At 66.4% G+C, this 23,361-nt stretch carries 13 protein-coding genes; 11 read left to right on the top strand and 2 right to left on the bottom strand.

Features of this window, described 5'->3' with window-relative positions:
• The first annotated feature begins 90 nt into the window (after positions 1-90).
• The 7 genes from NF556_RS07585 to NF556_RS07615 all read left to right on the top strand — a co-directional run bounded on the left by NF556_RS07585 (position 91) and on the right by NF556_RS07615 (position 11,483).
• On the top strand, positions 91-4,104 hold the full coding sequence (locus tag NF556_RS07585; protein WP_252595017.1) for a S8 family serine peptidase: 4,014 nt from the start codon (positions 91-93) through the stop codon (positions 4,102-4,104).
• Between the two features lie 5 nt (positions 4,105-4,109).
• Positions 4,110-5,078: a TetR family transcriptional regulator C-terminal domain-containing protein gene (locus NF556_RS07590; protein WP_256829882.1), complete on the top strand. Its 969-nt coding sequence runs from the start codon at positions 4,110-4,112 to the stop codon at positions 5,076-5,078.
• Between the two features lie 149 nt (positions 5,079-5,227).
• On the top strand, positions 5,228-6,241 hold the full coding sequence (locus NF556_RS07595) for a phosphotriesterase family protein (RefSeq protein WP_252595019.1): 1,014 nt from the start codon (positions 5,228-5,230) through the stop codon (positions 6,239-6,241).
• A 113-nt stretch (positions 6,242-6,354) separates the two neighbouring features.
• A complete protein-coding gene (locus NF556_RS07600; protein WP_252595020.1) occupies positions 6,355-7,692 on the top strand; it encodes an APC family permease in 1,338 nt (445 codons plus the stop codon).
• A gap of 54 nt (positions 7,693-7,746) precedes the next feature.
• A complete protein-coding gene (locus tag NF556_RS07605; protein ID WP_256829884.1) occupies positions 7,747-9,687 on the top strand; it encodes a primary-amine oxidase in 1,941 nt (646 codons plus the stop codon).
• Between the two features lie 35 nt (positions 9,688-9,722).
• Complete coding sequence (locus NF556_RS07610) at positions 9,723-11,204, top strand: aldehyde dehydrogenase family protein (protein ID WP_252595022.1); 1,482 nt, start codon at positions 9,723-9,725, stop codon at positions 11,202-11,204.
• A gap of 42 nt (positions 11,205-11,246) precedes the next feature.
• Entirely contained in the window at positions 11,247-11,483 is a 237-nt protein-coding gene (locus NF556_RS07615) for a hypothetical protein (RefSeq protein ID WP_252595023.1), read from the top strand.
• A gap of 94 nt (positions 11,484-11,577) precedes the next feature.
• On the opposite strand, the gene NF556_RS07620 is transcribed toward NF556_RS07615, so the two are convergent.
• A complete protein-coding gene (locus NF556_RS07620; protein ID WP_289781779.1) occupies positions 11,578-17,049 on the bottom strand; it encodes a PKD domain-containing protein in 5,472 nt (1,823 codons plus the stop codon).
• Positions 17,050-17,355: 306 nt separating this feature from the next.
• Between NF556_RS07620 and NF556_RS07630 the strand changes: the two genes are divergently transcribed.
• Positions 17,356-18,798, top strand: coding sequence for an HNH endonuclease signature motif containing protein (locus tag NF556_RS07630; RefSeq protein ID WP_252595024.1), 1,443 nt, complete (start codon positions 17,356-17,358; stop codon positions 18,796-18,798).
• 119 nt (positions 18,799-18,917) lie between these two features.
• Entirely contained in the window at positions 18,918-21,524 is a 2,607-nt protein-coding gene (gene rph / locus NF556_RS07635) for a rifamycin-inactivating phosphotransferase (protein WP_252595025.1), read from the top strand.
• 101 nt (positions 21,525-21,625) lie between these two features.
• Here rph and NF556_RS07640 read toward each other — a convergent pair whose 3' ends face one another.
• Positions 21,626-22,126: a helix-turn-helix domain-containing protein gene (locus NF556_RS07640; RefSeq protein WP_252595026.1), complete on the bottom strand. Its 501-nt coding sequence runs from the start codon at positions 22,124-22,126 to the stop codon at positions 21,626-21,628.
• A gap of 235 nt (positions 22,127-22,361) precedes the next feature.
• Here NF556_RS07640 and NF556_RS07645 point away from each other — a divergent pair, with 235 nt between their 5' ends.
• Both NF556_RS07645 and NF556_RS07650 read left to right on the top strand, forming a co-directional pair.
• Positions 22,362-22,832, top strand: a complete 471-nt coding sequence (locus NF556_RS07645) for a hemerythrin domain-containing protein (protein ID WP_252595027.1) — start codon at positions 22,362-22,364, stop codon at positions 22,830-22,832.
• 107 nt (positions 22,833-22,939) lie between these two features.
• The gene (locus NF556_RS07650) at positions 22,940-23,308 is read left to right on the top strand and encodes a YciI family protein (protein ID WP_252595028.1); all 369 of its coding nucleotides are present in this window, start codon (positions 22,940-22,942) and stop codon (positions 23,306-23,308) included.
• Positions 23,309-23,361 lie beyond the last annotated feature (53 nt).

Genomic DNA, 23,361 nt, shown 5'->3' on the forward strand with positions numbered 1-23,361 from the left:
ACATGTCGAGGTTACGCCAACGCAAACCGTTGACCCGGCTCGCACGCGCGGGATAGGAATGTTCAATCCCATTCTTTTCAAGGAGCCCCCATGCACCAGCAGCCTGCCCGTGCGGCACGGCCACGCCTGCTCAGGACACGACGCCTGGCCTATGGCGTCCTGGCAGTCCCACTCGTCATCTCCCCACTGGCCACCTCGGCCCAGGAGACTGACACCGCTGACACCACCTCGCCGGCCGCGGCCACGGACTGGACGGTCCTGCAGGCAGCGGACGCCGGTCCCGCCCCGGAGGGCGAGGACGTCACGCTGATCACCGGCGACACGGTCCACGTCACCGCCACGGCGGACGGTGGGCACACTGCCTCCGTGACGCCCGCGTCTGGAACGGGAGAGACCGGGTTCCTGACCCATGAGCAGGACGGCGACCTCTTTGTCGTCCCGAGCAACCTGGCTGCCCTGATCCCGCAGCGTCTCGACCCGGCCCTGTTCAACGTCAGCGACCTGGTCGAGTCGGGCTTCACCGACACAAAGGCCGACGCGATGCCGGTGATCTTCACCTATCAGCAGGACGCGCCGGTCCCCGCAGCAGCGCGGGCAGTCGACGGTGACGCGCTGGAGCTGGAGAGTGTCAACGGTCTCGGCCTCGCGCTGGACAAGACCGACGACACTCCGGACGTCGCAGCGGCGCTGGAACAGTTGGCCAGGGGAGCCAACCCCAACGCCCGCTCTGCCGGCTCCGGCGCGCTCGCCGGGCTGGAGAAGATCTGGCTGGACCACCCCGTCGAGGCGATGCTGGACGAGAGCGTCCCGCAGATCGGTGCGCCGGAGGCCTGGGAGCAGGGCTTTGACGGCACCGGCGTCAAGGTCGCGGTGCTGGACAGTGGCATCGACGCAGAGCACGCTGACCTGGCAGGTCAGGTCGTGGACGCCAAGAACTTCTCCGAGGCCGACAGCACGGACGACAAGGCCGGACACGGCACCCACGTCGCGTCCACCATTGCGGGAACCGGGGCCGCGTCCGACGGGAAGTATGTCGGCGTCGCCCCCGGTGCCAGCCTGCTCAACGCCAAGGTGCTCGACGACTTTGGCAACGGCTCGACCAGTGGCGTCATCGAGGGCATGGAGTGGGCCGCCGAGCAGGGCGCCGACGTCATCAACATGAGCCTGGGCGTCACCGGCTTCTATAGCGATGGCACTGACCCCGGGAGCATGGCTGTCAACACCATCACCGAGGAGCACAGCACGCTGTTCGTGATCGCGGCCGGCAACGAGGGACCCAACGACGGGACCGTCACGTCGCCGGGTGCCGCTGACCTTGCCCTGACCGTCGGGGCCGTCGACCACAACGAGGACATCGCCTATTTCTCCAGCCGCGGACCCCGCGCTGGCGACCACGCCGTCAAGCCCGAGATCACAGGCCCTGGCGTCGACATCGTGGCCGCTCGGGCCGGAGGCACCAACCCGCTGTTCCCGGTCAATGAGTATTACGCCTACATGTCCGGCACCTCCATGGCCACTCCTCACGTCGCGGGCGCGGCAGCACTGCTGGCGCAGGCCCGCCCTGAGCTGGATGCGATGGAGCTGAAGTCCGTGCTGGTGGGCAGCGCCGTGCCCAACGACGAACTCAGGGTCCTGGACCAGGGCGCGGGCCGGGTCAACGTGCCCACCGCCCTGACCGGTGAGGCGATTGCCGAGCCCGTTGCCATGGACCTCGGCAGCTATGCCTATCCGCAGGAGCCGGTCCAGACCGAGAAGGTCGTGACCTATCGCAACCTGGGCGAGGAGCCCCTGACGCTGGACCTCGCGGCCAGCGCGCAGAACGAGGACGGCGAGGCAGCAGGCGAGGGTGTCGTGGCGGTCAGCCCGACCACGCTGAGCCTGCCGGCAGGAGAGTCGACGACGGCGACCGTCACGGTCGACATCGGTGTGGAAGGCGCCGGCCAGTTCAGCGGCGCGGTCGTGGCCACCTCGGGGTCGGGACAGACCCTGTCCACGCCGCTCAGTTGGTACAAGGAGCCAGAGCGCTACAACGTCCACGTCGAGGGCATCGCCCGCGACGGACGCGCGGCACAGGGCAGCTTCCGCGTGTTCGACGTGATGGACGGCAGCGTGTCCGCCTTCCGCAACTGGGGCCAGACCGACAACACCTGCACGACCGAGGACTGGGGAGCCAGCAACTGCATCCGCCTGGCACCCGGGGACTATTCCTTCTCCGGCATGATCCAGACCATGCCCGCGGACCTGCCCGCCCTGGGTTATCCGGGGAACACGGCCGACTTCCTCAACACCTCGCTCGTGGTCGAGCCGGAGGTCACGATCGATGCAGAGACCACACTGACCCTGGATGCTAGGGACGCCGTCGAGGTCCAGATCGAGACTCCTGGGCACGAGACGCGACCGGTCAACGGCTCTGCCGTGCAGGTGCAACTTCGCCGCGTGGCAGAGGAGGGCGCGGTGCTCAACCACGGCCTGATGGTCGGACCGCGCACGCAGTTGGAGAACACACTGTTCCTGCAACCAACTGAGCCGGTCGAGCATGGTGAGCTCACGGCATACACCCAATGGACCCTCGAGGCCCCGGACGTGAGCTTCCAGGTCGAGGGGAACGAAGCCCTCGAACTGGAGCCGCACTACTACGACCGCTATTGGTTCAGCGACAACTCCTGGCAGTTCCCCCAGCTCGAGGGGGAGCACTCGCTGACGGTCATGGACGTGGGGACGGCGACGCCCGAGGAGCTCGACGGCGTCGATCTCACTGGCACGCTCGCGCTGGTCCGCAGCTCGGACGACCTCCCGGTCGCCGATCAGTCCAACAACGCGGCAGCAGCCGGCGCCGCCATGGTCGCGGTCTATCACGACAAGCCCGGGTCGGATGCCTATCCGGGTGCCTCCGGCATCCGGCTGGAGGTGCCCACCGTGCGCCTGTCGCACGAGGAGGGCACTGCCCTGCTGGAGCTGGTGAGCCCGGGAGCGGCCCTGGCCAAGCAGCGGCCCACGGTGCTGGCCACCGGGCAGCCCGCCAGCCCCTACCGCTACAGCCTGCGGTTGACCGAGGAAGGCACCATCCCCGCGGACCTGGACTATGTCCTGGAGGCCGAGGACCTGGCGACGGTGACCAACAGCTTCCACAGCCAGTTGAGCGACACGGTGACTCTGACCGAGAGCTGGTTTGCCACCGCTCCCTGGCAGAACGCCGCGATCACCTTCCCGACGCCGACGGTGGGTGGGCCGCGTGAGCGCGTGGACTACTACGTGCCCGAGGCCGGTCTGGAATACACCCAGCACGTGACGACCCCGGAGGAGCGGTACAACTACAACTGGCCAGCCGACCCGCAGGCCCTGCTCCGGCTGAGCAGCCAGCGTCAGGCCTATGAGCCGGGAGAGCGCCTCGAGCGGTCCTGGATGGCGGGCCCGCTGCGGCCGGGCCTGTGGCCGCAGGAGTCGATGGTGCGCATCGATGACGACTCCCTGGACATCCGCCTGGCGGCGTTCGTCGACGGCAGCGGAAACACCGCGATGGCCTCCGGGTCGGCCGAGGATGGGTTTGACGTCAAGATGCGGGTCATCGCCGACGGCGAGGAGGTCATCGAGAGCAACATTGCCTATGGCACGCTCGACATCCCGGCGGATGCCACGGACTATCGCGTGGAGTATGAGGTGGACAACAACGTCCCATGGGCGCAGCTGTCCAGGCACGCGAAGACGGCCTGGACCTATCAGTCGGCACCTCCTGCCGAGGGTGAGGCGCGCATCGAGCCGCTGCTGACCGTCGACTATGACCTGGACGTCGACCTGCAGAACCGGTTGCCTGCTCCCTCGGAGCGCAAGGGTCCGTTGACGGTTGGGTTCACGGTGGGCCACCAGGCTGGTGCGCAGTCGCTGCCCGTGGTGGATGCGTCACTGGACGTGTCCTATGACGGCGGTGAGACCTGGCGCGCGATCAAGAACCTGCGCGAGGTGGAAGGCAATCAGTTCGTGGCCAACCTGCCCTCGAACCTGCCGAAGGGCAACGACGGCACCCTGTCCCTGCGCATGAGCGCCACGGACTCCGCCGGCAGCACGGTGGAGCAGGAGGTGCTGCGGGCCGTCGGTCTGCCTGAGTGAGTCGTATGCCGTGGGGCCGGGGTGCGCGTGCGCGCCCCGGCCCCACGGTCTTGTGTCCCAAGCGCGAGGGCCAACATCAGGCGTTGTGTCAGAATGACGCGCACGAAGGAAGAGGGGTTCTGGTGGCGGCTGCGAGGATTGTGCTGTCCGACCGGGAGCGCAGCGAACTGCGTCGCATCGGGGACTCGCCGGCATCTTCGACGAGGCTTGCCACTCGAGCTCGCATCGTGCTCGCGCTCGAGCAGAACTGGCGAACCAAGGACGTCGCCGAGGCGTTGGGTGTCTCGGCTCCAACGGTCGCGCTCTGGCGCAAGCGGTTTCTCGAGGGGGGAGTCGACGGGCTCTCCGACAAGCAAGAGTCAACCGGTTCGGATGCCGAACTGATGCGGCTGCTCGATGCGGCAGAACGGACTGTCAGCAAGCGAGGGTTCTGCGCGACCCGCATCTCGGACATCGCCTACGAGGCTGGCGTCTCGTCGTCGTCGATCATGTATTACTTCGACTCGCGTCAAGAGACCCTGGTGCGGGCGATGCTGCACGCAAACCAGCGCGCCGCTGTCACCTTCGAGCAGCAGGTGCTGGAGGGTGGACTGTCGCCGCTTGAGCGCCTCGCGGCGTTCCTCAGGCGCGTGCTGCCCATTGAGGGGAGCCAACGCGACGAGTACTTGCTCGAACTCGACCTGCTCGCACACGCCCGGCAGTATCCAGAGTTCATCGGCATCTGGGACGACTATCAGCGGCGGTGGATCGCGGGGCTCGCCTCCATCATCGAGGAGGGGATCGCCGCAGGCTCGTTCCAGCCATCCGAGGCGCCGCACGAACGGCTGGCCGAGGCAACCCTCGCCATGATCGACGGGTTCGGCTATCAGCTCGCTGTGGGTGCCACGATCGTTCCCCGCGACGCGATGCTCGACTCCATTGCCGACTATCTGTCCAGGCAACTCGGCGTGCCGGTGGAGAAGCTGCGGGCGTGAGCGGTGCTGTCCAGGGAGACCAACAGAAGGAAAGATAAAGTTCGTATGAACATGTAGACAGTTTCTTTCACTTCGCCTACAGTTGGCCGATGCGAGTCGTTGTGCCAGCTAGGCCGACATCGTTGTCGCCATCCACGAAGTGAGGATCAATGTCGATCTATACCGTTCTCGGCCCGATCGAGCCGCATCAACTGGGGCCGACCAGCATGCACGAGCACGTCTTCATCGATGCCCGCGTCTGGCACACAGAGTCAGATGAACCAGGTCCTGAGGACGGGATCGTTCGGCTCGAGAACTATGGCTTTCACCGCTGGAACCTCGTCGCCAATCCGAACAACCTCATCATCGACAACCTCGACGAGGCGGTGGAGGAACTCACCTTCCTGACGGAGGTGGGGGGATCAGGGATCGTTGACCTGTCGAACATCGGCCTGGGGCGTGAGGTCGAGAAGCTACGTGAGGTCAGTCGGCGCACCGGTCTGCACATCATCTCCGGCGCCGGCTGCTATATCAACGATTCCCACCCCGAGTGGGTTGAGCGCATCTCGGAGGACGACCTCGCACAAGTGTTCTTCGACGACCTCACGACGGGCATGGACGGCACGGACATCCGAGCTGGCATCCTCGGCGAGATTGGCACGAGCGCGCCGGTGACCCCACGCGAGCGGAAGGTGCTCGCGGCAGCGGCCCAGGCCTCGCTCCGAACGAGCACGACGGTGTCGGTGCACCTCGACCCTGCCGGACAACGCGGCATCGAGGTGTTCGAGTTCCTGACCAAACAGGGCATGTCGCCCGACCGCATCGTGCTCGGGCACGCCGACGAGCAACTCGACGAGGGCTACCACCGAGCGATGCTTGCCACCGGTGCCACGCTCGCCTACGACACCTTCGGCTCTGACTACTACTTCAACGGTCACTTCAAGGACCCGGGTGACGACGAGCGGCTGCGATTGCTGCTCCCGCTGCTGCACGAGGGATTCCACGAGCAGATAGTGCTCGGCTGTGACGTCTTCACAAAGATCCACATGAAGCGCTACGGCGGATTCGGATACGACCACCTGCTTCGGCGCATCGTGCCACTGATGCGTTTGGAAGGCATCTCCGACGAGGTCCTGCACACCGTGCTCGTCGACAACCCACGCCGCGTGCTTGATCGCCCCTGATTGAACCCCTCCTCCCGCCATTCGTTTCTCGAAAGGGCACAACCATGACTCAGGCCCAGTACAAGCAAGAGTTGCGCCGAGAACTTGGCGTGCTCGGCAACGTCACCCTCTGCGTGGCCGCGATCACCCCGGCAGTGGTCGTCTTCGCGATCGCGCCCGTCTTGCTGAATCTCACCGGCACAGGTGCCTTTTGGGTGCTTATGATCGGCGGTCTTCTCGGCACCGCGATGGCCTTCAGCTGGGCAGAACTCGGCTCCACCTACCCCATCGCGGGCGGTGACTACACCATTGTGTCGCGCACCCTGGGACGAGCCCTCGGTTTCATCTCGCTCGTGCTGACTGGCCCCGTGCAGGCGTTCCTCATCCCGGCGGTGGTTGCGCTGAGTATCGCGGGTTACCTGAGCAGCGTCGTCTCACTCGACGCCCGAATCGTCGGGGCGTTCGTGATTGGTGTCGGTGTGGTCATCTCGATCGTCGGCGTCAAGTTCACCGCCAGGGCGGTCGGGGTCCTGCTCGCCTTCGAGCTCGCCGTCGTCACGTTCATCGCGGTGCTCGGTTTCATCAGCATCCAGCGCGGCCCTGACGTGCTGGTTGTGCCCTCGATCTTCGACCCCGCAACGCAGGTGGGCGGTCCGCTGCCCTTTGGCACGCTGATCGCCGGTGTGGCTGTTGCAGCGTTCGCCTACAACGGTTTCCAAGGGGCGCTGTTGTTCTCGGAGGAGACCAAGGGCAACCCTCGCGCAGTGGCGCACTCGGTGTTCCTCGCGCTCGGAGTGGCCGTCGTCACGGCGGTGATCCCGGTGGCCGCGGGCCTCATGGGTGCCATCGACCTCGCTGCGTTCACCAACTCGGCGAACCCATGGAGCCTCCTGGTGGAGGGCTTTGGCAGCCCAGTGTTCGCCACCGTGGTGAACCTCGGGATTGCCTTGTCGATCATGAACGGTGTCGTTGCGCTCGTGCCCTACTTCTCTCGGGTTCTTTACAGCTCGGGCCGGGACCATGTCTGGCCGGCAGCTATCAGCAAGCCACTCGCGTCGGTGCACCCCAAACTGGAGACCCCGTGGGTCGCTTCCCTCGTCGTCGGCGTCGGCTCGATCATTCTGATCCTCGCCTTTGACGTGGATGCGATGGCCACGATCATCGGCACCGTCGTCTCGGTGGAGTTCGTGCTCATCTCGGCCAGTGCGATCGTCAGCCGTGTGCGAGACAAGGACATTCGCCGCGTGTACAAGATGCCGCTCTGGCCAGTCATCCCAATCTTCTCTGGGCTGTTCGCGATCTTCATCCTGACCCAGCAGACGACGCACGACCTGACCATCACCGGCGTCATTCTGCTGGTGGCGTTCCTCTATTGGCTGCTCTACCTACGTCCTCGCAGCGCAACCCACCTGCACATGCTCGCCCCGATCTACGGCGACACCCCGGAAGGACAGGCATCGTCGCGCCCGTGAGGCGCGACCCATGCCACGGCGAGCATCGAACAACAACCAAGGAGAACCTGGAGAATGCCTCACCCACACGAGGTCGCCCCTCACCCGCTCGATCCCTTGAGTCGTGTAGAACTGGCGCGAGCCGTCGAAATCGTGCGAGCCCACGAGGAGTCACTGCCGTCCGATCTCTTCGTCAACGTCTCGCTCGAGGAGCCCCGCAAGGAAGAGCTGGTGGCGGGTGTGCCTGGTCGTTGCGCGAGGGTCACGCTCTGGCGACAAGGCAGCCGTGAGCTCTTTGAGGCGCGCCTTGACCTCTCGCAGGATGCGTTGGTCGGCTGGGAACTTGTTCCGGGAGCGAGTGCTCCGATGCTCGTCGCACAGGTCGATGCTGCCCTTGAGGTCGCGCGCTCCAGTTCGGCGTTCGTGGAGGGACTGCGCGAGCGTGGCCTCAGCGAGAGCAGCGAGATCCATCTCGAGGCCTGGCCCTTCGGCGGCCTGTTGCCGGATCGCTTTGCCGGTCGTCGTGTCGTCTACACCCCCTGCTGGGAGCGCAAGACTCCGACGGGCAACCCATATGCCCACCCGATTCATGGGCTCTATGCGGTGATCGACCTCGACACTCTCGAACTGCTTGAGATCGAAGAGCACGACAGCATCCCGGTGCCGCAGGAGCCGGGGGACTACCGAGCCGACGTTCTGGAGCCCGCTCGTCATGTCGCGCCGCTCGAGATTACGCAGCCGCAGGGGGCTGGCTTCACCGCCGAGGGTCATCTTCTGCGCTGGCAGAACTGGCACATGCGAGTCGGCTTCTGCCCACGCGAGGGCCTGCTCATCCACGACGTCCGATACGACGACGGCGGGACCGAGCGCACGATAGCGCACCGCCTCTCGATGGCGGAGCTCGTCATCCCCTACGCCGACCCCAGTCCGGGCTCGTATCGCAAGAACGCCTTCGACGCGGGTGAGATCTTCATGGGCATCAACACCAACTCGCTCACCCTGGGCTGTGACTGTCTGGGCGAGATCCACTACATCGATGCTTCGTATGTTGACAACCTCGGAGAGGTGCGCACGATCGGCAACGCCATCTGCATCCACGAAGAAGACACCGGGATCCTCTGGAAGCACACCGACACCGACGGCAGCGTCGAAGTGCGCCGTGGCCGCCGATTCGTCGTCTCGTCCATTTACACCATCGACAACTACGAGTACGCCTACTACTGGTACTTCTACCAGGACGGTGGCATCGAGTTCGAGGTGAAGTTCACGGGCATCGTGCTGACCCTGGCCGACCACGCAGATCAGGAGGCGATCTTCGGAACTGCCATACAACCAGGCCTGATCGCGCCGCACCATCAGCACGTCTTCTGCGCGAGGCTCGACCTCGACCTTGACGGAACGCACAACAGTGTCTACGAGGTGGATGCGGTCGCGCCCGAGCGGGGGCCGCTGAACCCCTATGGCGGATCCTTCGTCGAGAAGGTTGTCCAGGTGCGTGACGAAGGAGAGAGCAGACGGTATATCAACCCTGCCACTGCCAGGACCTGGAAGGTCGTGAATCCACAGAAGCTCAACAAGATGGGGCAGCCCGTTGCCTACAAATTGGTCCCCAAGAGTCCCGTGATCCCGGTGGCAGAACCGACCTCGAGCATCGGCAAGCGGGCGGGGTTCATGTATGCGGACACCTGGGTAACCGCGACCGACTCCGATGAGCGCTACCCCGCGGGCGACTATCCGTTCCAGAGCGGTGAAGGTGAGGGACTGCCCGCCTGGACGGCTCAGGGCCGGTCACTCGACTCGACCGATGTCACCCTCTGGCACGTCTTCGGCATCACCCATGTGCCGAGGCTCGAGGACTGGCCGATCATGCCTGTGGAGCGTGCTGGCTTCCAGCTCACTCCGTTCGGTTTCTTCGATCGCAACCCCTCGCTCGACGTCCCGCCTGCGCAGACGTCCCACTGCGCGAGCAGCGGCGCGGGTGAACACGGCGACGCCCATTCCTGTGCGTGCAGCTAGGAGCACCATGACCCAGCCAACCTTGAGGAGTGAACATGAGTGAGACAGGCCATTCGTTCCAGCAGAAGATCACCAGTGGTGACCTAGGCATATACGTCGGTGGCAAATTCGTCGTCGGTGAGGGCACAAGCCTGTCCCTGGTCAATCCTGCGACGGAGAAGGAGATCGGGCAACTCACCAGTGCGTCGGCCGCCCAGGTCAATGACGTCGTTGACGTCGCCCGCCGCGCCTTCATTGAGACGGAGTGGAGCACCGACAAGGAGTTGCGGGCCAGCACTCTGCGCACGATGGCCGATCTCGTTGCGGAGCATGCCGATGCCATCGCCTACCTCGACTCGATCGAGGCAGGAAAGCTCGTCACCGACATGCTCGACGGGGATGTGCCCGACGTCGTGGCCAACCTGCGATTCTTCGCCGACCTGGTCGGGCGGGATGAGGGAAGGTTTCTCGACGAACGCTCTGGGTGGGGTTGGGTGCGTGGCATCCCCGTCGGTGTGGTCGGCGGAGTCCTGCCGTGGAACTTCCCGATCGCGATGCTCTGTTGGAAGGTCGCGCCGGCCTTGGCCGCCGGCAACGCGCTCGTGCTGAAGCCGTCCGAAGACTCCACTCTCAGCGCGCTGCTCTTTGCTGAGTTGGCCACTCAGGCGGGGCTCCCGGATGGCATCCTCAACGTCGTGGCAGGAGACGGGCCGGGGACGGGATCCGCGCTGGGGCTCCACCCCGATGTCGACATGCTGACTTTCACTGGATCCGGGGAGGTCGGGCGGATGTTCCTGGAATACTCAGCCCGGTCGAACCTGAAGAAGGTCTCGCTCGAGTTGGGCGGCCGCGCTGCCTACATCGTCGATGGGGAACACACCGTCCACCTGGACACCGTGGCGCAGGATGCCGTCGGCGCAGCCTTCGGCGTGAGCGGTCAGAACTGCACTGCCTCCTCGCGACTGGTGTTTGTTGGGTCGGACGAGGACTTCCAACGCTTCCGTGCCGCAGTGCAGGACGCAGCCGCTGGCATCACTGTCGGCGACCCGATGAGCCCGGTGACCGGGATGGGCCCGGTGATCAACAAGGAGGCACACCAGCGCATCATCGAGTGGATCGACGAAGCCGCCGGATCCGGGGCGACGCTGTGGCAGTCGCCGCAGGAGCTCCCTGAAGTCGGCTACTACATCGCTCCGACCATCCTGGAGAACGTCCCTGTGGAGGCTCAACTCGGCACCGGCGAAATCTTTGGACCGGTCACGCAGATCATCCGAGCGGCTACCCGAGAGGATGCCGTGCGCCTGGTGAACGACGAGCCCTACGGGCTGGCGTCGACAGTGTGGTGCGAAGACATTGGGCAGGCGAAGTGGTGGGCCGATCAGATCCGTGTTGGGACGCTGGCGGTCAATGGCTACAGCGAGGGCACCGTTGCAACTCCCTTTGGAGGGCTGCGACAGTCCGGATTCTGGGGACGCGACAACGGACCCGAAGCGCTCGCGGGCTATCAGGAGCAGATGACGGTCTGGATCTCAGGCTGAAGCTACGGCGCATCGTGTCTACATTTCGTCGACACTGGACGTATGGCTTCCCCCGACACGACCACAGTCCGCGTTCGCCGCCCAGACTCCCAACGGCTGAACTCACTGGCCAAGGCACGCCAGACGCCTGTTATTGATGTCGTGCACGCGGCGATCGACGCACTCGAGCGGCAGGAGTTCCTGCGTGGCATGAGCCAGGATTATCAGTTGTTGCGCGAGGAGCCCGAGCGCTGGGAGCAGTACGTTGCCGAGCGTCAGGAGTGGGACGCCCTCGCGTGATCTGGTGAGGGGAGGTGGCTGCGCAAGCCAGCCACACGGCATACGGCCTTGTCCTGCAGTTGAACTCGCTGTCAGAGACTGGCTCGGTGACTCGTTAGACGTCGGAGGATGTTGCTCTGACGCCGACCGGCAGCTCGCGGCGGCTCAGGGCGAAGACGATGCGGTCGGGATGCAGGGTGCCCACACTGAGTCCGGTGAGCGCAGGACCAGCCGGGAGCACGGTGAGCTGGGACTGGGCGGTGAGGAACGGACGGCCCTCGGCCTTGAGTGGTGCGGTGCCCTCGGCGACGCCTTGGACATAGAAGGTGTGCTCGCTGGTGTCGGCCACGTCCTGGAAGTCGATCGAGCCCACCCACGGGCCATCTGGGCTGTGGGAGAGCAGGGCGAGGACGTCTCCGTCCGGGAAGATGCTGCCGTCCAACCAGACACCGAGCCGCGTCGGATCGGTCGGCGCCTCAACGAACCGGGCCGTGGCCGCGGACACCTGACCCACACCCACCGTGACGTCGCTGACCAGGATCTGCGGCTCCACCACCGTCGCAGTGACGCTGCTGCGTCCGTTGGTGGGATCGGTGAATCCCTCGGGCTGGACGAAGCTGAGAGTGGACGTCCCCACCGCAGCCGGAGCGAAGAAGGTGGTGAGCCGCCCGGTGCCACCCGTGAAGTGGAACTCGTCCTCGGTGAGTGTCCCGACTGTTTCGTTGCTGTTGTTCAAGTGGACGGTGTGACTAGCGCCCGGCCGCAGGCTCTGGGCCTCCAGGAGACCGCCGGAGGAGTCCAGGGCGTAGGGGGTGAGATAGATGATCGAGGTCGGTGAGTTGGCCGCAGTGGTGAAGTCTCCGAGCACCAGGTGGAGTCCCGCGCCGTTCACCGTCATCGTGGCGGTGGCATCGGGATAGCCGGGTGCGGAGGCGGTCACGGTGGTGGTTCCTGCGGCGATGCCGTGGACGGCATAGGTCGTCTCCGGGGACCGCCGGTCGTCCAGGACGATCGTCGTGGAGCCTTCGTCGAAGCCGGACTGCGAAAGGACTGCGATGGACGGGTCGTCGACCGTCAACGTCACGTCGACCGGCTCCGTTGGTGCCGGGACCAGTGTGAGCGGAGCAAACTGCATCAGATCCGTGCCTGTCGTGATGCCGCCGAGCTTGATCTCGGGCTTGGCGACGGTCGCGGTGATGCTGGAGCGACCGTCAGCGGGCTCGGTGAACCCGTCCGGCTGGGTGAAACTGATCTGCGTGCTGCCGGCGCTCGCCGGGTCGAACTGCGTGGTGCCGTTGCTCTCGTCGGCGCCGAACACGACGGACGACTCCGTGAGGGTGCCGACCGTGTCATCGCTGTTGGTCAGCGAGATGGTGACGGGGTCGAGGCCTGCACGCAGGCCCTGCCGGTGAAGTATGTTGCCGTCCGCGTCCAGCGGGTGCAGGTCGACCCAGACGTTGAGGTTCTCAGCGGACTCGTCGATGACGAAGTCGTCCGTGCCGAAGCTGAACCCGATGTCCGGCACGACGGTGATCTCGATCGTGCTGTCGGGATAGCCCGTGGCGGTGACGGTCGCCGTGGTGCTGCCCGCAGCGAGCCCCTGGATCCGCATGTCCATCAGGTCAGCGCCGAAGCCTGCGTCGACCTCCAGGGTGAGCGTGTCGGTCCCGACGGTGTGTCGATCCGGGGAGACGACCGCGATGGACTCATCTTCGATGGTGACCGTGACGTCCACCGGCTCGGGCAGACTGCCGTTGAACATCCACCCCGGGTTCACCTGAAGATCCTTGCCCACCGTGACGTCGTAGACCCAAAACTCTGCCAGGACAGTGATCGTGACGGTGTCCGTTGCCGATGTTGCGCCCCACTGGTCAGTGACGGTCAGGGTTGCTGTGTAGGTGCCGCTGTCGTAGGCGGTGAAGCTCGGTTGCGCAGCAGTGGGGTCGTCAAGCGCGGCGGTGGAGTTCTCTGGCGGGGTGAGCGCCCAGGCATACGTCAGCTCGTCACCGTCGGGGTCGGTGGAGCCGGTGCCGTCCAGGGTGATGAAATCCCAGGCCATCGCGGTCTGGTCCGTGCCCGCGTCGGCGACCGGCGCCTCGTTGGGAGGGTTCGTCACCGTGATGAACAGCCAGTCCCAATGGGACCCGTATCGACCGTCGTGGACCACGAGGCGGATCCGGTAGGTGCCTGCGATGTCGGGAGTGAAGCTGGGTGTTGCGGACGTGGGGTCGTCCAGGGCCGCGTTGGATCCGTCCGGGGGCAAGAAGAGCCAGTCATAACTGAGGTCGTCACCATCGCCGTCGCTTGAGGCGGTGCCGTCGAGCTTGACGCTGTCACCGGCCACTGCCGACCGGTCGGGCCCGGCAACAGCGACGGGTCGGTGCCCGATCGTCCGGGTGATGGTTGCGGGCACCGAGTCGGTGTGACCGTCGTTGACGACCAGAGTGAGGGAGTAGTCGCCAGCCACATCGGGCACGAATCTGGCCGTTGAGGCGATCGGGTTTTCGAGCGTGGCGCTCGAGCCGTCCGGGGTCTGGAAGTCCCAGGTATAGGTCAGGTCGTCGCCGTCGGGGTCAGTGGAGTAATAGCCGACCAGGAGGAGGCGCTCACCAATCGCGCCATCCGTGACCAGGTCGAGTTTGGCGACCGGTGCCTGGTTCGGCGCCACGACGGTGATGGTCGTGGTGTCTGCGGGGGAGTCGGCGATGCCGTCGTTGGCGATCAGGGAGGCGGTGTAGGTCCCTGCCACATCCGCGACGAAGCCCGGCTGCTCGCCTGTCGGGTCATCAAGCTCTGCGGTGGAGCCGTCTGGTGGGGTGAGCGTCCAGGCATACGTGAACTCGTCACCGTCGGGGTCGGTGGATCCGCTGCCGTCCAGGGTGATGACATCCCCGGCCAGCGCGGTCTGATCCGGTCCGGCGTCGGCGACCGGCGCCTGATTGACCGGATCGGTGACTGTGATGAATTTGGAGGTGCCTGAGCTGTAGCGGCCATCGTCAACGGCGAGGGAGACCAGGTAGTCGCCAGGGATGTCGGGAGTGAATCGTGGCGTCGGTGACGTGGGGTCCTTCATCTGGGACTCGGACCCGGAGGGATGGGCCAGGGTCCACCTGAACGTGAGGTCATCCCCGTCTTCGTCCGTGGAGTTGGTGCCGTCAAGCAGGACGGGCTCACCGGTGACCCCGGACGTTCCGGGGCCAGCGTCCGCGACGGGACGGTGCCCAATCGTCGTGGTGTAGGTCGCAGGCGGTGAGTCCTCGAAGCCGTCGTTGACGACAAGCGTTGCGGTGTAGGTCCCCGGGACATCAGCCGTGAATCTCGTCAGGTATCCCTCGGCGTAGTCGAGGGAGGCGTCTGAGCCGTCGGGCGCCTCGAGGGTCCACTGGTAGGTCAGCGTCCATGAATTGCCGGTGTCAGGGTCGTAGGAGCCGTTGCTGCTCAGGATCATCGTCTGGCCGACGGCTGCGTCGCGATACAACTGGATGGCGGCGACGGGCGCCTGGTTGGGACTCGCGGTGATGGTGATGGTGTCCGGTGTGGAGGTCCACTGGCCGTCAGTGACGGTGAGGGTGGCGGTGTAGTCACCGACCTCGGTGGCGGTGAAGGTCGGCTCGGCCGCCTGTGGGTCGCTGAGTTCGACGCCCGACCCGTCCGGGTCGGTCAGGGACCAGGCGTAGGTGAGGGTGTCGCCGTCGGGGTCGGTGGAGCCGGTGCCGTCCAGGGTGACCGTTGCACCTGCGATGACGGCTTGGTCCCCTCCCGCGTCGGCGACGGGACGGTGGGTGATGGTGATGGTGACGGTGTCGGCGGGGGAGTCTGTGGTGCCGTCGTTGACCGTCAGGATCGCGGAGTAGGTCCCCGCGACGTCCGCCACGAAGCCGGGCTGCGCTGTCGTGGAGGAGTCCAGCTCGGCCGTCGAGCCGTCGGGGGTGGTGAGCGTCCAGGCATACGTCAGTTCGTCACCGTCGGGGTCGGTCGACCCAGTCCCGTCGAGGTTGACAGCGTCACCGACCGCGGCGGGCGCGTCCGGGCCGGCGTCGGCGACAGGGACTTGGTTCGCAGGCTCCTGGACCGTGATGGTGACGGTGTCGGCGGGGGAGTCGGTGGTGCCGTCGTTGACCGTCAGGGAGGCGACATAGTCGCCGGGCAGATCCGGTATGACGCTTGGCTGGCCTGCGGTGGCGTCGCTCAGGGTGGCGGTGGATCCGTTGGGAGAGGTGAGCGTCCAGGCATACGTCAGGTTGTCGCCGTCGGGGTCGGTGGAGGCGGTGCCGTCGAGGGTGACGGTGTCGCCGGTGGTGGCGTCCTGGTCCGGTCCGGCGTCGGCGACGGGTGCCTGATTGGCGATGCTCACCTCGACCGACGCCGCGGGGGAGTTGTCGGTGCCGTCGTTGACGATCAGGGTGGCGGTGTAGTTGCCGGTGACATCGGCCGTGAACGAGGGCTGGGTGGAGGCGGCGTCATCGAGAGCTGCGGTGGACCCGTCGGGGCCGGTCAGGGCCCAGGCATAGGTGAGATCGTCGCCGTCCGGGTCTGCGGAGCCCGTGCCGTCCAGTTGCACGACGCGGTCGGTGACGCTGACGACCTGCGCGTCGGCGACGGGTGCCTGGTTGGCGGGTGGGGTGACGGTGATCGTGGTGGTGTCGGCGGGGGAGTCGGTGGTGCCGTCGTTGACCACCAGGGAGGCGGCATAGTCGCCGGGCAGATCCGGTATGACGCTGGGCTGGGCTGCGGTGGCGTCGCTCAGTGTGGCGGTGGATCCGTTGGGAGAGGTGAGCGTCCAGGCATACGTCAGTTGGTCGCCGTCGGGGTCGGTGGAGGCGGTGCCGTCGAGGGTGACGGTGTCGCCGGTGGTGGCGTCCTGGTCCGGTCCGGCGTTGGCGACCGGGGGCTCGTTGACCGGCGCGCACGGGGACTCCGCCGGCGCGTCGAAACGAGTGCCCAGGCCCAGGCCCTCACCACTGTCGTTGCCCGGCACGCTGACCCAGATCGAGGTGATGCCCGGGGTGTCGTCCAGGGTCCAGGTGCTGGCCCTCGGAATGTGCCGGCTCTGCTCCTCGCCCTGGGCGACCGTGATGCGGGTGATCCGGACGGGGGCCGTGACGGTGAAGCCCTCGCAGGTCCAGTCGACCTCGATGCCGTCGCCGACAGTGATGGTGACGGTGTCGGCCACGGAGTCCGTGGTGCCGTCCGAGACGACCAGGGTCGCGGTGTAGTTGCCGACCAGTGCCGGCGTGAATGACGGTGTGGCAGAGGAGGAGTCGTCCAGCGACTGGGTGTAGTTGCCGGGCTGCGGGCCGGCCAGCGTCCAGGTGTGCGAGAGCTCGTCGCCGTCCGGATCTGACGAGCCGGTGCCGTCCAGCGTCACGCTCTGCCCGATCAGAGTGTTCTGGTCTGCGCCCGCGTCGGCGATCGGCGCCTGACTGGTCGACGCGGCAGCTGTTGCCGGTGCCGAGCTGAGCAGGGCCGTGACGAGCGCGAGCGACAGCAGGATCGCCCAGCCTCGTCTGAGGCGGTGCAGGACTCCGCCAGCCGCCCTGCGGGTTCTGTTGTCTCCGGGCAGGGGTGCAGTGGCAGGCGGACGCATGGAGCTGGCTCCTCGGTCATATGGGCTGTCACGCGGAACTCACGAGACAGTCAAGATTTCCCCAAGTAAATGTGAGCCTATTGCCAGCGAATGTGGCGCGGCAAGGGTGCGCGGGTAAATATTTCCCCAAGAAAGTGCAGTCGGGTCGCAGTGTCGTCGTCAGGCGGTGCCGTGGTGGTCGGCGGCGCGGTCGGGGCCTGCGTGCGAGTGGTCCTCGAAGGCTTGATCGGCGCCATCGGATCGGGTGTCAAATGGCGTTTGTGCTGGTCAGGTGCTCTGTCAGTGGTGGGTGTTTAGATCGTTTGTATGAAGCAGACAGGCACGACGGCGACGGTTGGGGATGAGGTCCTCGATCGTGTTGGTGGTGCCTGGGATGTGGCGGTGGAGGCGGAGTTCGCGGAGATGTTGATTGCTGCGGCGGATGCTGGGGGCGGGTGGGGTGCCCACGGTCCGGAGGCGGATCCGGGGTGTGTCCAGTATTGGGATCGGGTCACTGAGGTCGACGCGTTGCTGGTCGAGCAGGGGGCGGTGTCGGCGGCGGAGGTCCTCTCGGACGGGTTGGCGACCGCTGTGGGCGGGGTCGGGCGTGCTGGGGGTTTGGGGCCAGCAGAGTTGGTGTCGGTTTTCGACCCGGGCGTCATCGACGCGTTGGAGGTGGCTGGGGAGTTGCGGGCGAGGGCGGACGGGGTGGTCGTCGCGTTGGCGGCGGAGGCTTACACGCGCGGGTTGCATATGGCGGTCGGGCTGTCCTTGGTGGATTGGTTGCGGGTGCGCTGCCCGTGGCTGTCGGTGACCGACGCCGGGCAGATTCGCACGGTGGTGTTGGCGGGGGAGAGGAGTTGGGGCAAGCCACTGGTGGGGCGGGTGGCTGCTGGGGAGGTCGCGGTGTATCGGGGGGCGAAGGTCGCGAAGACGATCACCCGGTTGGTGCCGAGCCTGGGGTTGGCCGAGCAGCAGGAGTACGCGCAGATCGCGATCAACGCGGCCGCGAACGAGGAGATCAGCGACAGGGACCTGGAGGTCGTGTGCCAGGAGTTGCTCCAGCGCCTGCTGGATGAGAAGCCGAAAGAGGAGCGTGAGCGGACCGCGCAGACGTTGCGGCGGGTGACTCGCCGCCCGTTGGCCAAGGGCATGACCCGGTTCACGATCGACGCACCCCAAGGGGACGCCGCGTTGCTCGAAGGAGTGCTCAACGGGCCGTTGGCGGCGCCGGAGCCGGAGCAGGATGGGGCGTTGGATCACCGGTCCTGGTCGCAGCGGGCGTATGACGCGTTGGTGATGGTGATTAACCGTGGCCTGTCCAACCCTGGTGCACCGCCGAGCAGTGGTCGGGCGTCGGTGATGATCACGGTGAAGGCGGACCCGGCGACGGGCAAGCCGGTGGGGGCTGGGGTGACGGCGTTGGGTCAGGTGCTGGATGCCCAGCAGGTGGGGCGGTTCGCGTGTATCGGGGACGTGACACCGATCGCGCTGGGGGAGTATGGCGAGCCGCTGAACCTCGGTCGGACGGTCCGACTGGCGACGCCGGGGCAGTTCAAGTCGTTGCTGGTCAGGGACCAGAAATGTACGTATCCGGGGTGTTCGATCCCGGGGACTTGGTGCGATTCGCATCACCTGGTGTGGTGGTGTCGTGACGGCAACACGGACATCGCTGTCCTGGTCCTACTCTGTCCACGACATCACACGCTCGTGCACCAGAAAGACCTGATGGCGACCGTGTCCGGGTCTGTCGTGACCTGGCACGTGTGAGCACCCTGCCCCGAAGCCCGGCCACCACGGCCGGGCCCACAGGCATGCCCGGATGAGCGCGTAACGTGGCTCGCGCTGGACCCGTGGCTCGCGCGGGGCCACACGCGGGAGGGGTGCACATGACGACCATGGTCATCGGGCTCGAGGACGTCGATCAGAGCCAGATCGCGTTAGTCGGGGGCAAGGGCGCTCAGCTGGGAGAGCTGTCGCGGATCGAGAGCATCGAGGTGCCGCCGGGCTTCTGCGTCACCACAGAGGCTTTCGCTGGAGTCCTGACCGCGACATCAGGACTGACCGACCGACTCGACCAACTCACTGCTCTGCCCCTTGATGACACCGAGGGCACTCGGCGACTGAGCTCGCAGGTGCGGGACCTCATCGAGCGGGCCACTGTCCCAGATGATCTGGCGGCTCAGGTCCACGATGTTCTGGAGGGGTTGGGTGTGCGGACGGGGTCGGGTGAGCGGGCGGCCTACGCCGTGCGGTCCAGCGCCACAGCGGAGGACCTGCCGACCGCCTCCTTTGCGGGACAGCATGACTCGATTCTGAACGTGACCGGACTTGAGTCGGTCCTTGCCGCGATCCGGCAGTGCTGGGCCTCGCTGTTCACCGAGCGGGCAGTGGCCTACCGACACCAGCACGGGTTCGACCATCGCGCCGTCCGCATGGGTGTCGTCGTGCAGCAGATGGTGCCCGCCGACGCGGCCGGGGTGCTGTTCACGGCGGACCCCGTCACCTCGCGCCGGACGGTCACCGTCATCGAGGCGGTCGCCGGACTGGGGGAGTCGCTGGTCTCCGGGCAGGTGACGCCGGACAGTTATGTGGTGCGTGACGGTGTCGTCGAGGCCAGCGTGCGGAGGGGCTCTGCTGGGGACGGTCCGGTGGGGGACGGCCCTGTCGGGGAGGGCTCTGGGCGGACGGAGTCTGTGCTGACCGAGTCGCAGGTCCTGGCGCTGGAGCGGGTCGGCCACCGCATCGAGGAGCACTTTGGGCGTCCCCAGGACATCGAGTGGTGCCTGGCCGGCGACGCGGTGTCGGTCGTGCAGAGCCGGGCGATCACGACGCTCTTTCCGGTGCCGGAGCGCGCGGACAACGAGCCGCACGTCTATCTGTCGGTCGGGCACCAGCAGATGATGACCGACGCGATGAGGCCGCTGGGTCTTTCGATCTGGCAGTTGACCAGCCCGGCGCCCGTGGTTCTGGCCGGTGGGCGACTCTTCGTGGACGTCACGCCTCGGCTGGTCGACCCTGTCAGCCGCGCCGGCATCGTGCGGCTGATGGGCGACTCCGATCCGTTGATGGCTGATGCCCTGCGCACGGTGCTCGATCGCGGCTTCGTCCCGTTGGCGCAGGAGTCTGCTCCCGCTGGAGCGCCACCCAGCCCACGCCCCGGTGCCACCCCGGATCCTCCGGCGACCGACCCGGCGATTGCGGCGAACCTGATCGAGGAGAACGAGACGTCCGTGCGCGAGCTGCGCGACGGCATACGGCAGGTGGGTGGACCGGAGCTGTTCGACGCCATCCTCGAGGACCTCCAGGAGCTGCGGCGGCTGCTGTTCGGGCAGCGGAGCATGCCGGTGATCAACGCCGCGATGGAGGCGGCTGACTGGCTCAACGAGCACCTGCGCGAGTGGCTGGGCGAGGGGAACGCGGCCGGCACCCTGTCGCTGTCGGCGCCGCACAATGTCACCGCGGAGATGGGGCTCGCGCTGCTCGACGTCGCTGACGTGATCCGCCCGCACCGCCCTGTGGTGGAGTTCCTGCGGGACACCGACTCCGATGACTTCCTCGACGGGTTGGCGGGCCTGCCTGGTGGGGACGAGGCGCGGGAGGCGATCGGGGGTTATCTGGAGAACTATGGCATGCGGTGCGTCGGTGAGATCGACATCACGCGGCCCCGCTGGAGCGAGCAGCCGAGCGCGCTGCTGCCCGTGCTGCTCGGGCACATTGATCACGCGGAGCCGGGGGAGGGCGCCCGGCGGTTTGAGGAGGGGCGAGCCCAGGCGCAGGCGTATGTCGAGGAGCTGCTCAGCCGATTGCGCTCACTCCCCGACGGGGAGGCGAAGGCCGTGGAGACCGCGGCGATGATCGAGCGGCTGCGGGCTTTTGTGGGCTATCGGGAGTATCCGAAGTATGGGATGGTCAGCCGCTATTTCGCGTGGAAGAAGGCGCTGCTGGCGGAGGCCGCGCGGTTGGTGGATGCTGGTGTGCTGCAAGAGGCTTCGGACATCTTCTGGCTGTCCTTCGAGGAGCTCCGCGTCGTCGTGGAGACGCAGCAAGCCGACTGGGAACTCATCGACGCCAGGGCTGGGGCCTTTGCAGGTTTTGAGTTGCTGACGCCGCCGCGGGTGTTGACGTCCGAGGGGGAGGCTCTGCTGGGTGCCTGGCGCCGGGAGGATGCACCTGCCGGTGCTCTCCTCGGGCTCGCCGTGTCCTCCGGCGTCGTCGAGGGGCGGGCACGTGTCGTCGCGGACCTGGCCTCCGCAGATCTTGAGGAGGGCGACATCCTCGTCACCGCCTTCACCGACCCGAGCTGGACGCCGGCGTTCGTGTCTATTGCCGGGCTGGTGACGCAGGCCGGCGGCATGATGACCCACGGCGCTGTTGTGGCGCGGGAGTATGGCCTGCCAGCCGTTGTCGGCGTGGACCACGCGACCACATTGATCTCTGACGGTCAGCGCATCCGCCTGGACGGCACGAGCGGAACCGTCGAGATCCTGGACTGATCAGGGCTGCGAATCATCGGTTGTGCGAATGAAGACCCGAACCTGCGGATCCTGGGTGATCCAACAGGCCGCGCGGAGTGGGCGCGCCAACTGCTGCCTGTTCACGCTGCGCTCCAGTCGTGGGTCGCACGGAAGGAAGTGAGTGCAGCCATCCGTTCGGTCTGGCTGAGAACACCCGCGAATGGAGAGTTCTGGCGCAGTTCGCACGACCTCAGGCTCGAACTCAACACGGTCTCCACGGTCCGCTCCAGTCCGTCGTCGAGGACTTTCTCCCACTCGCGCAGATAGTCGTTTGCTTTGCCGTCTGGGCGGTGCATGGAGGACCAGCGCCGGATGTTCTTTCGGGCCAGGCTCATGGTCGCGTCGGGTTTCGTCAACAGGTGAGTCAACAGCGCCTGGTGCAACCACAACTGCTTGCGTTGCTCGTAGGTCAGCGTGTGTGCTTGGAGGATCTCTTCCACATCAGCGCGGCGAACCCGGCGGTGCGTGCCGATCTTGACACTGGGCAGGTCACCGCGGTTGCACAGATCGACGACATGTTGACGCGAGACGCCGAGCAGGTCAGCCACCTCGCCGGTCTTCAAGAGCGTGTCGTTCTCCACGCGGCGATTCTACGCAAAACACCAAAAACGCAACTCTGTTAGAGAGTCGCGGGCCCTGGGGCGGTCGAGATCCTGGACTGATCGGGCGTGAGCCGCCGGCACAAATTTCGTTTCATGCGCAGATGACCTCATGTATGGTCGGCGCAGCGTCGCGTGTCGATGGCAGACAGTGTCAGACATGGAGGCGCCGAACCGAAGGAGCACGACATGAATCTGTCGTTCCCTTCGCCCTCTCGTGACTGAGGGCGAGAACGCCAGGCTGATCGCCTGGAGCCATGAACTGCGCAGCGTGCACGCTCGCCTGCGCGACGCTTTGCGCGCGACCCGAGCCGCGCTGGACGACGGGGAGCCAGCGGAAGCTGCCACCCGGGATCTGCTGCTGTATTGCCACGGATTCTGCGTGGCGCTGACCGAGCACCACGTCGGCGAGGAGCGGCTGCTGTTCCCGGCGATCGCCGCGGCTCATCCCGAGTTGGCCGACACCCTGCGCTATCTGTCGCAGGACCACTCGATGATCGACCACCTGGTCGGCGGCCTGCAGACCGCCACGGAACGAGCGGCACCCCGCTCTGAGATCGACCAGCACCTCGAGGGCATCGCCGCGATCATGAAGAGCCACTTCGGCTATGAGGAGCGCCAACTCCTCTCCGTGCTCGACACCCTCGCCCTGAATGCCGACCCGCACGACGTGCTGGGGCCGCTGTGACCGATCAGATCACGTGCAGTCAGCCAGCCTGTCGATTCGGCTCGTCGTCGATCGTCTACCTTGTGAGCCGCAACCGCGGTGACACTGGTGACAACGAAGGAGACGACATGCGTTACGCACTACTGCTGCACAGCCGGGAGCCGGGTCAGGGCGAGATCGACCCGGACGCCATCACCGCGATGCAGGAGGCGTTCGGTGCCTATGGCCGGGCGCTGGAGAGCGCTGGGGTGCTCGTCGCCGCCGAGGTGCTGGAGCAGCAGCACGCGTCCAGCACGGTGACGGTGCGCGAGGGCGCTCTGCAGGTGCAGGACGGCCCGTTCGCGGAGACCAAGGAGGCCCTGGCCGGGGTGATCGTGATCGACGTGCCGGACCTGGACGCTGCGCTGGCCTGGGCGGAGAAGTGCCCGGGGGCGACCTACGGGGCGGTGGAGGTGCGGCCGGCGGCCACGTCCTACATCAACGGGGCCTGGACCTGAGACAAGGATCCTGAGTATGCCGAGTGGTCACCCGACCGGACCGCCTCCTTCCG

The organism is Ornithinimicrobium faecis (assembly GCF_023923225.1).
Classification (GTDB): domain Bacteria; phylum Actinomycetota; class Actinomycetes; order Actinomycetales; family Dermatophilaceae; genus Ornithinicoccus; species Ornithinicoccus faecis.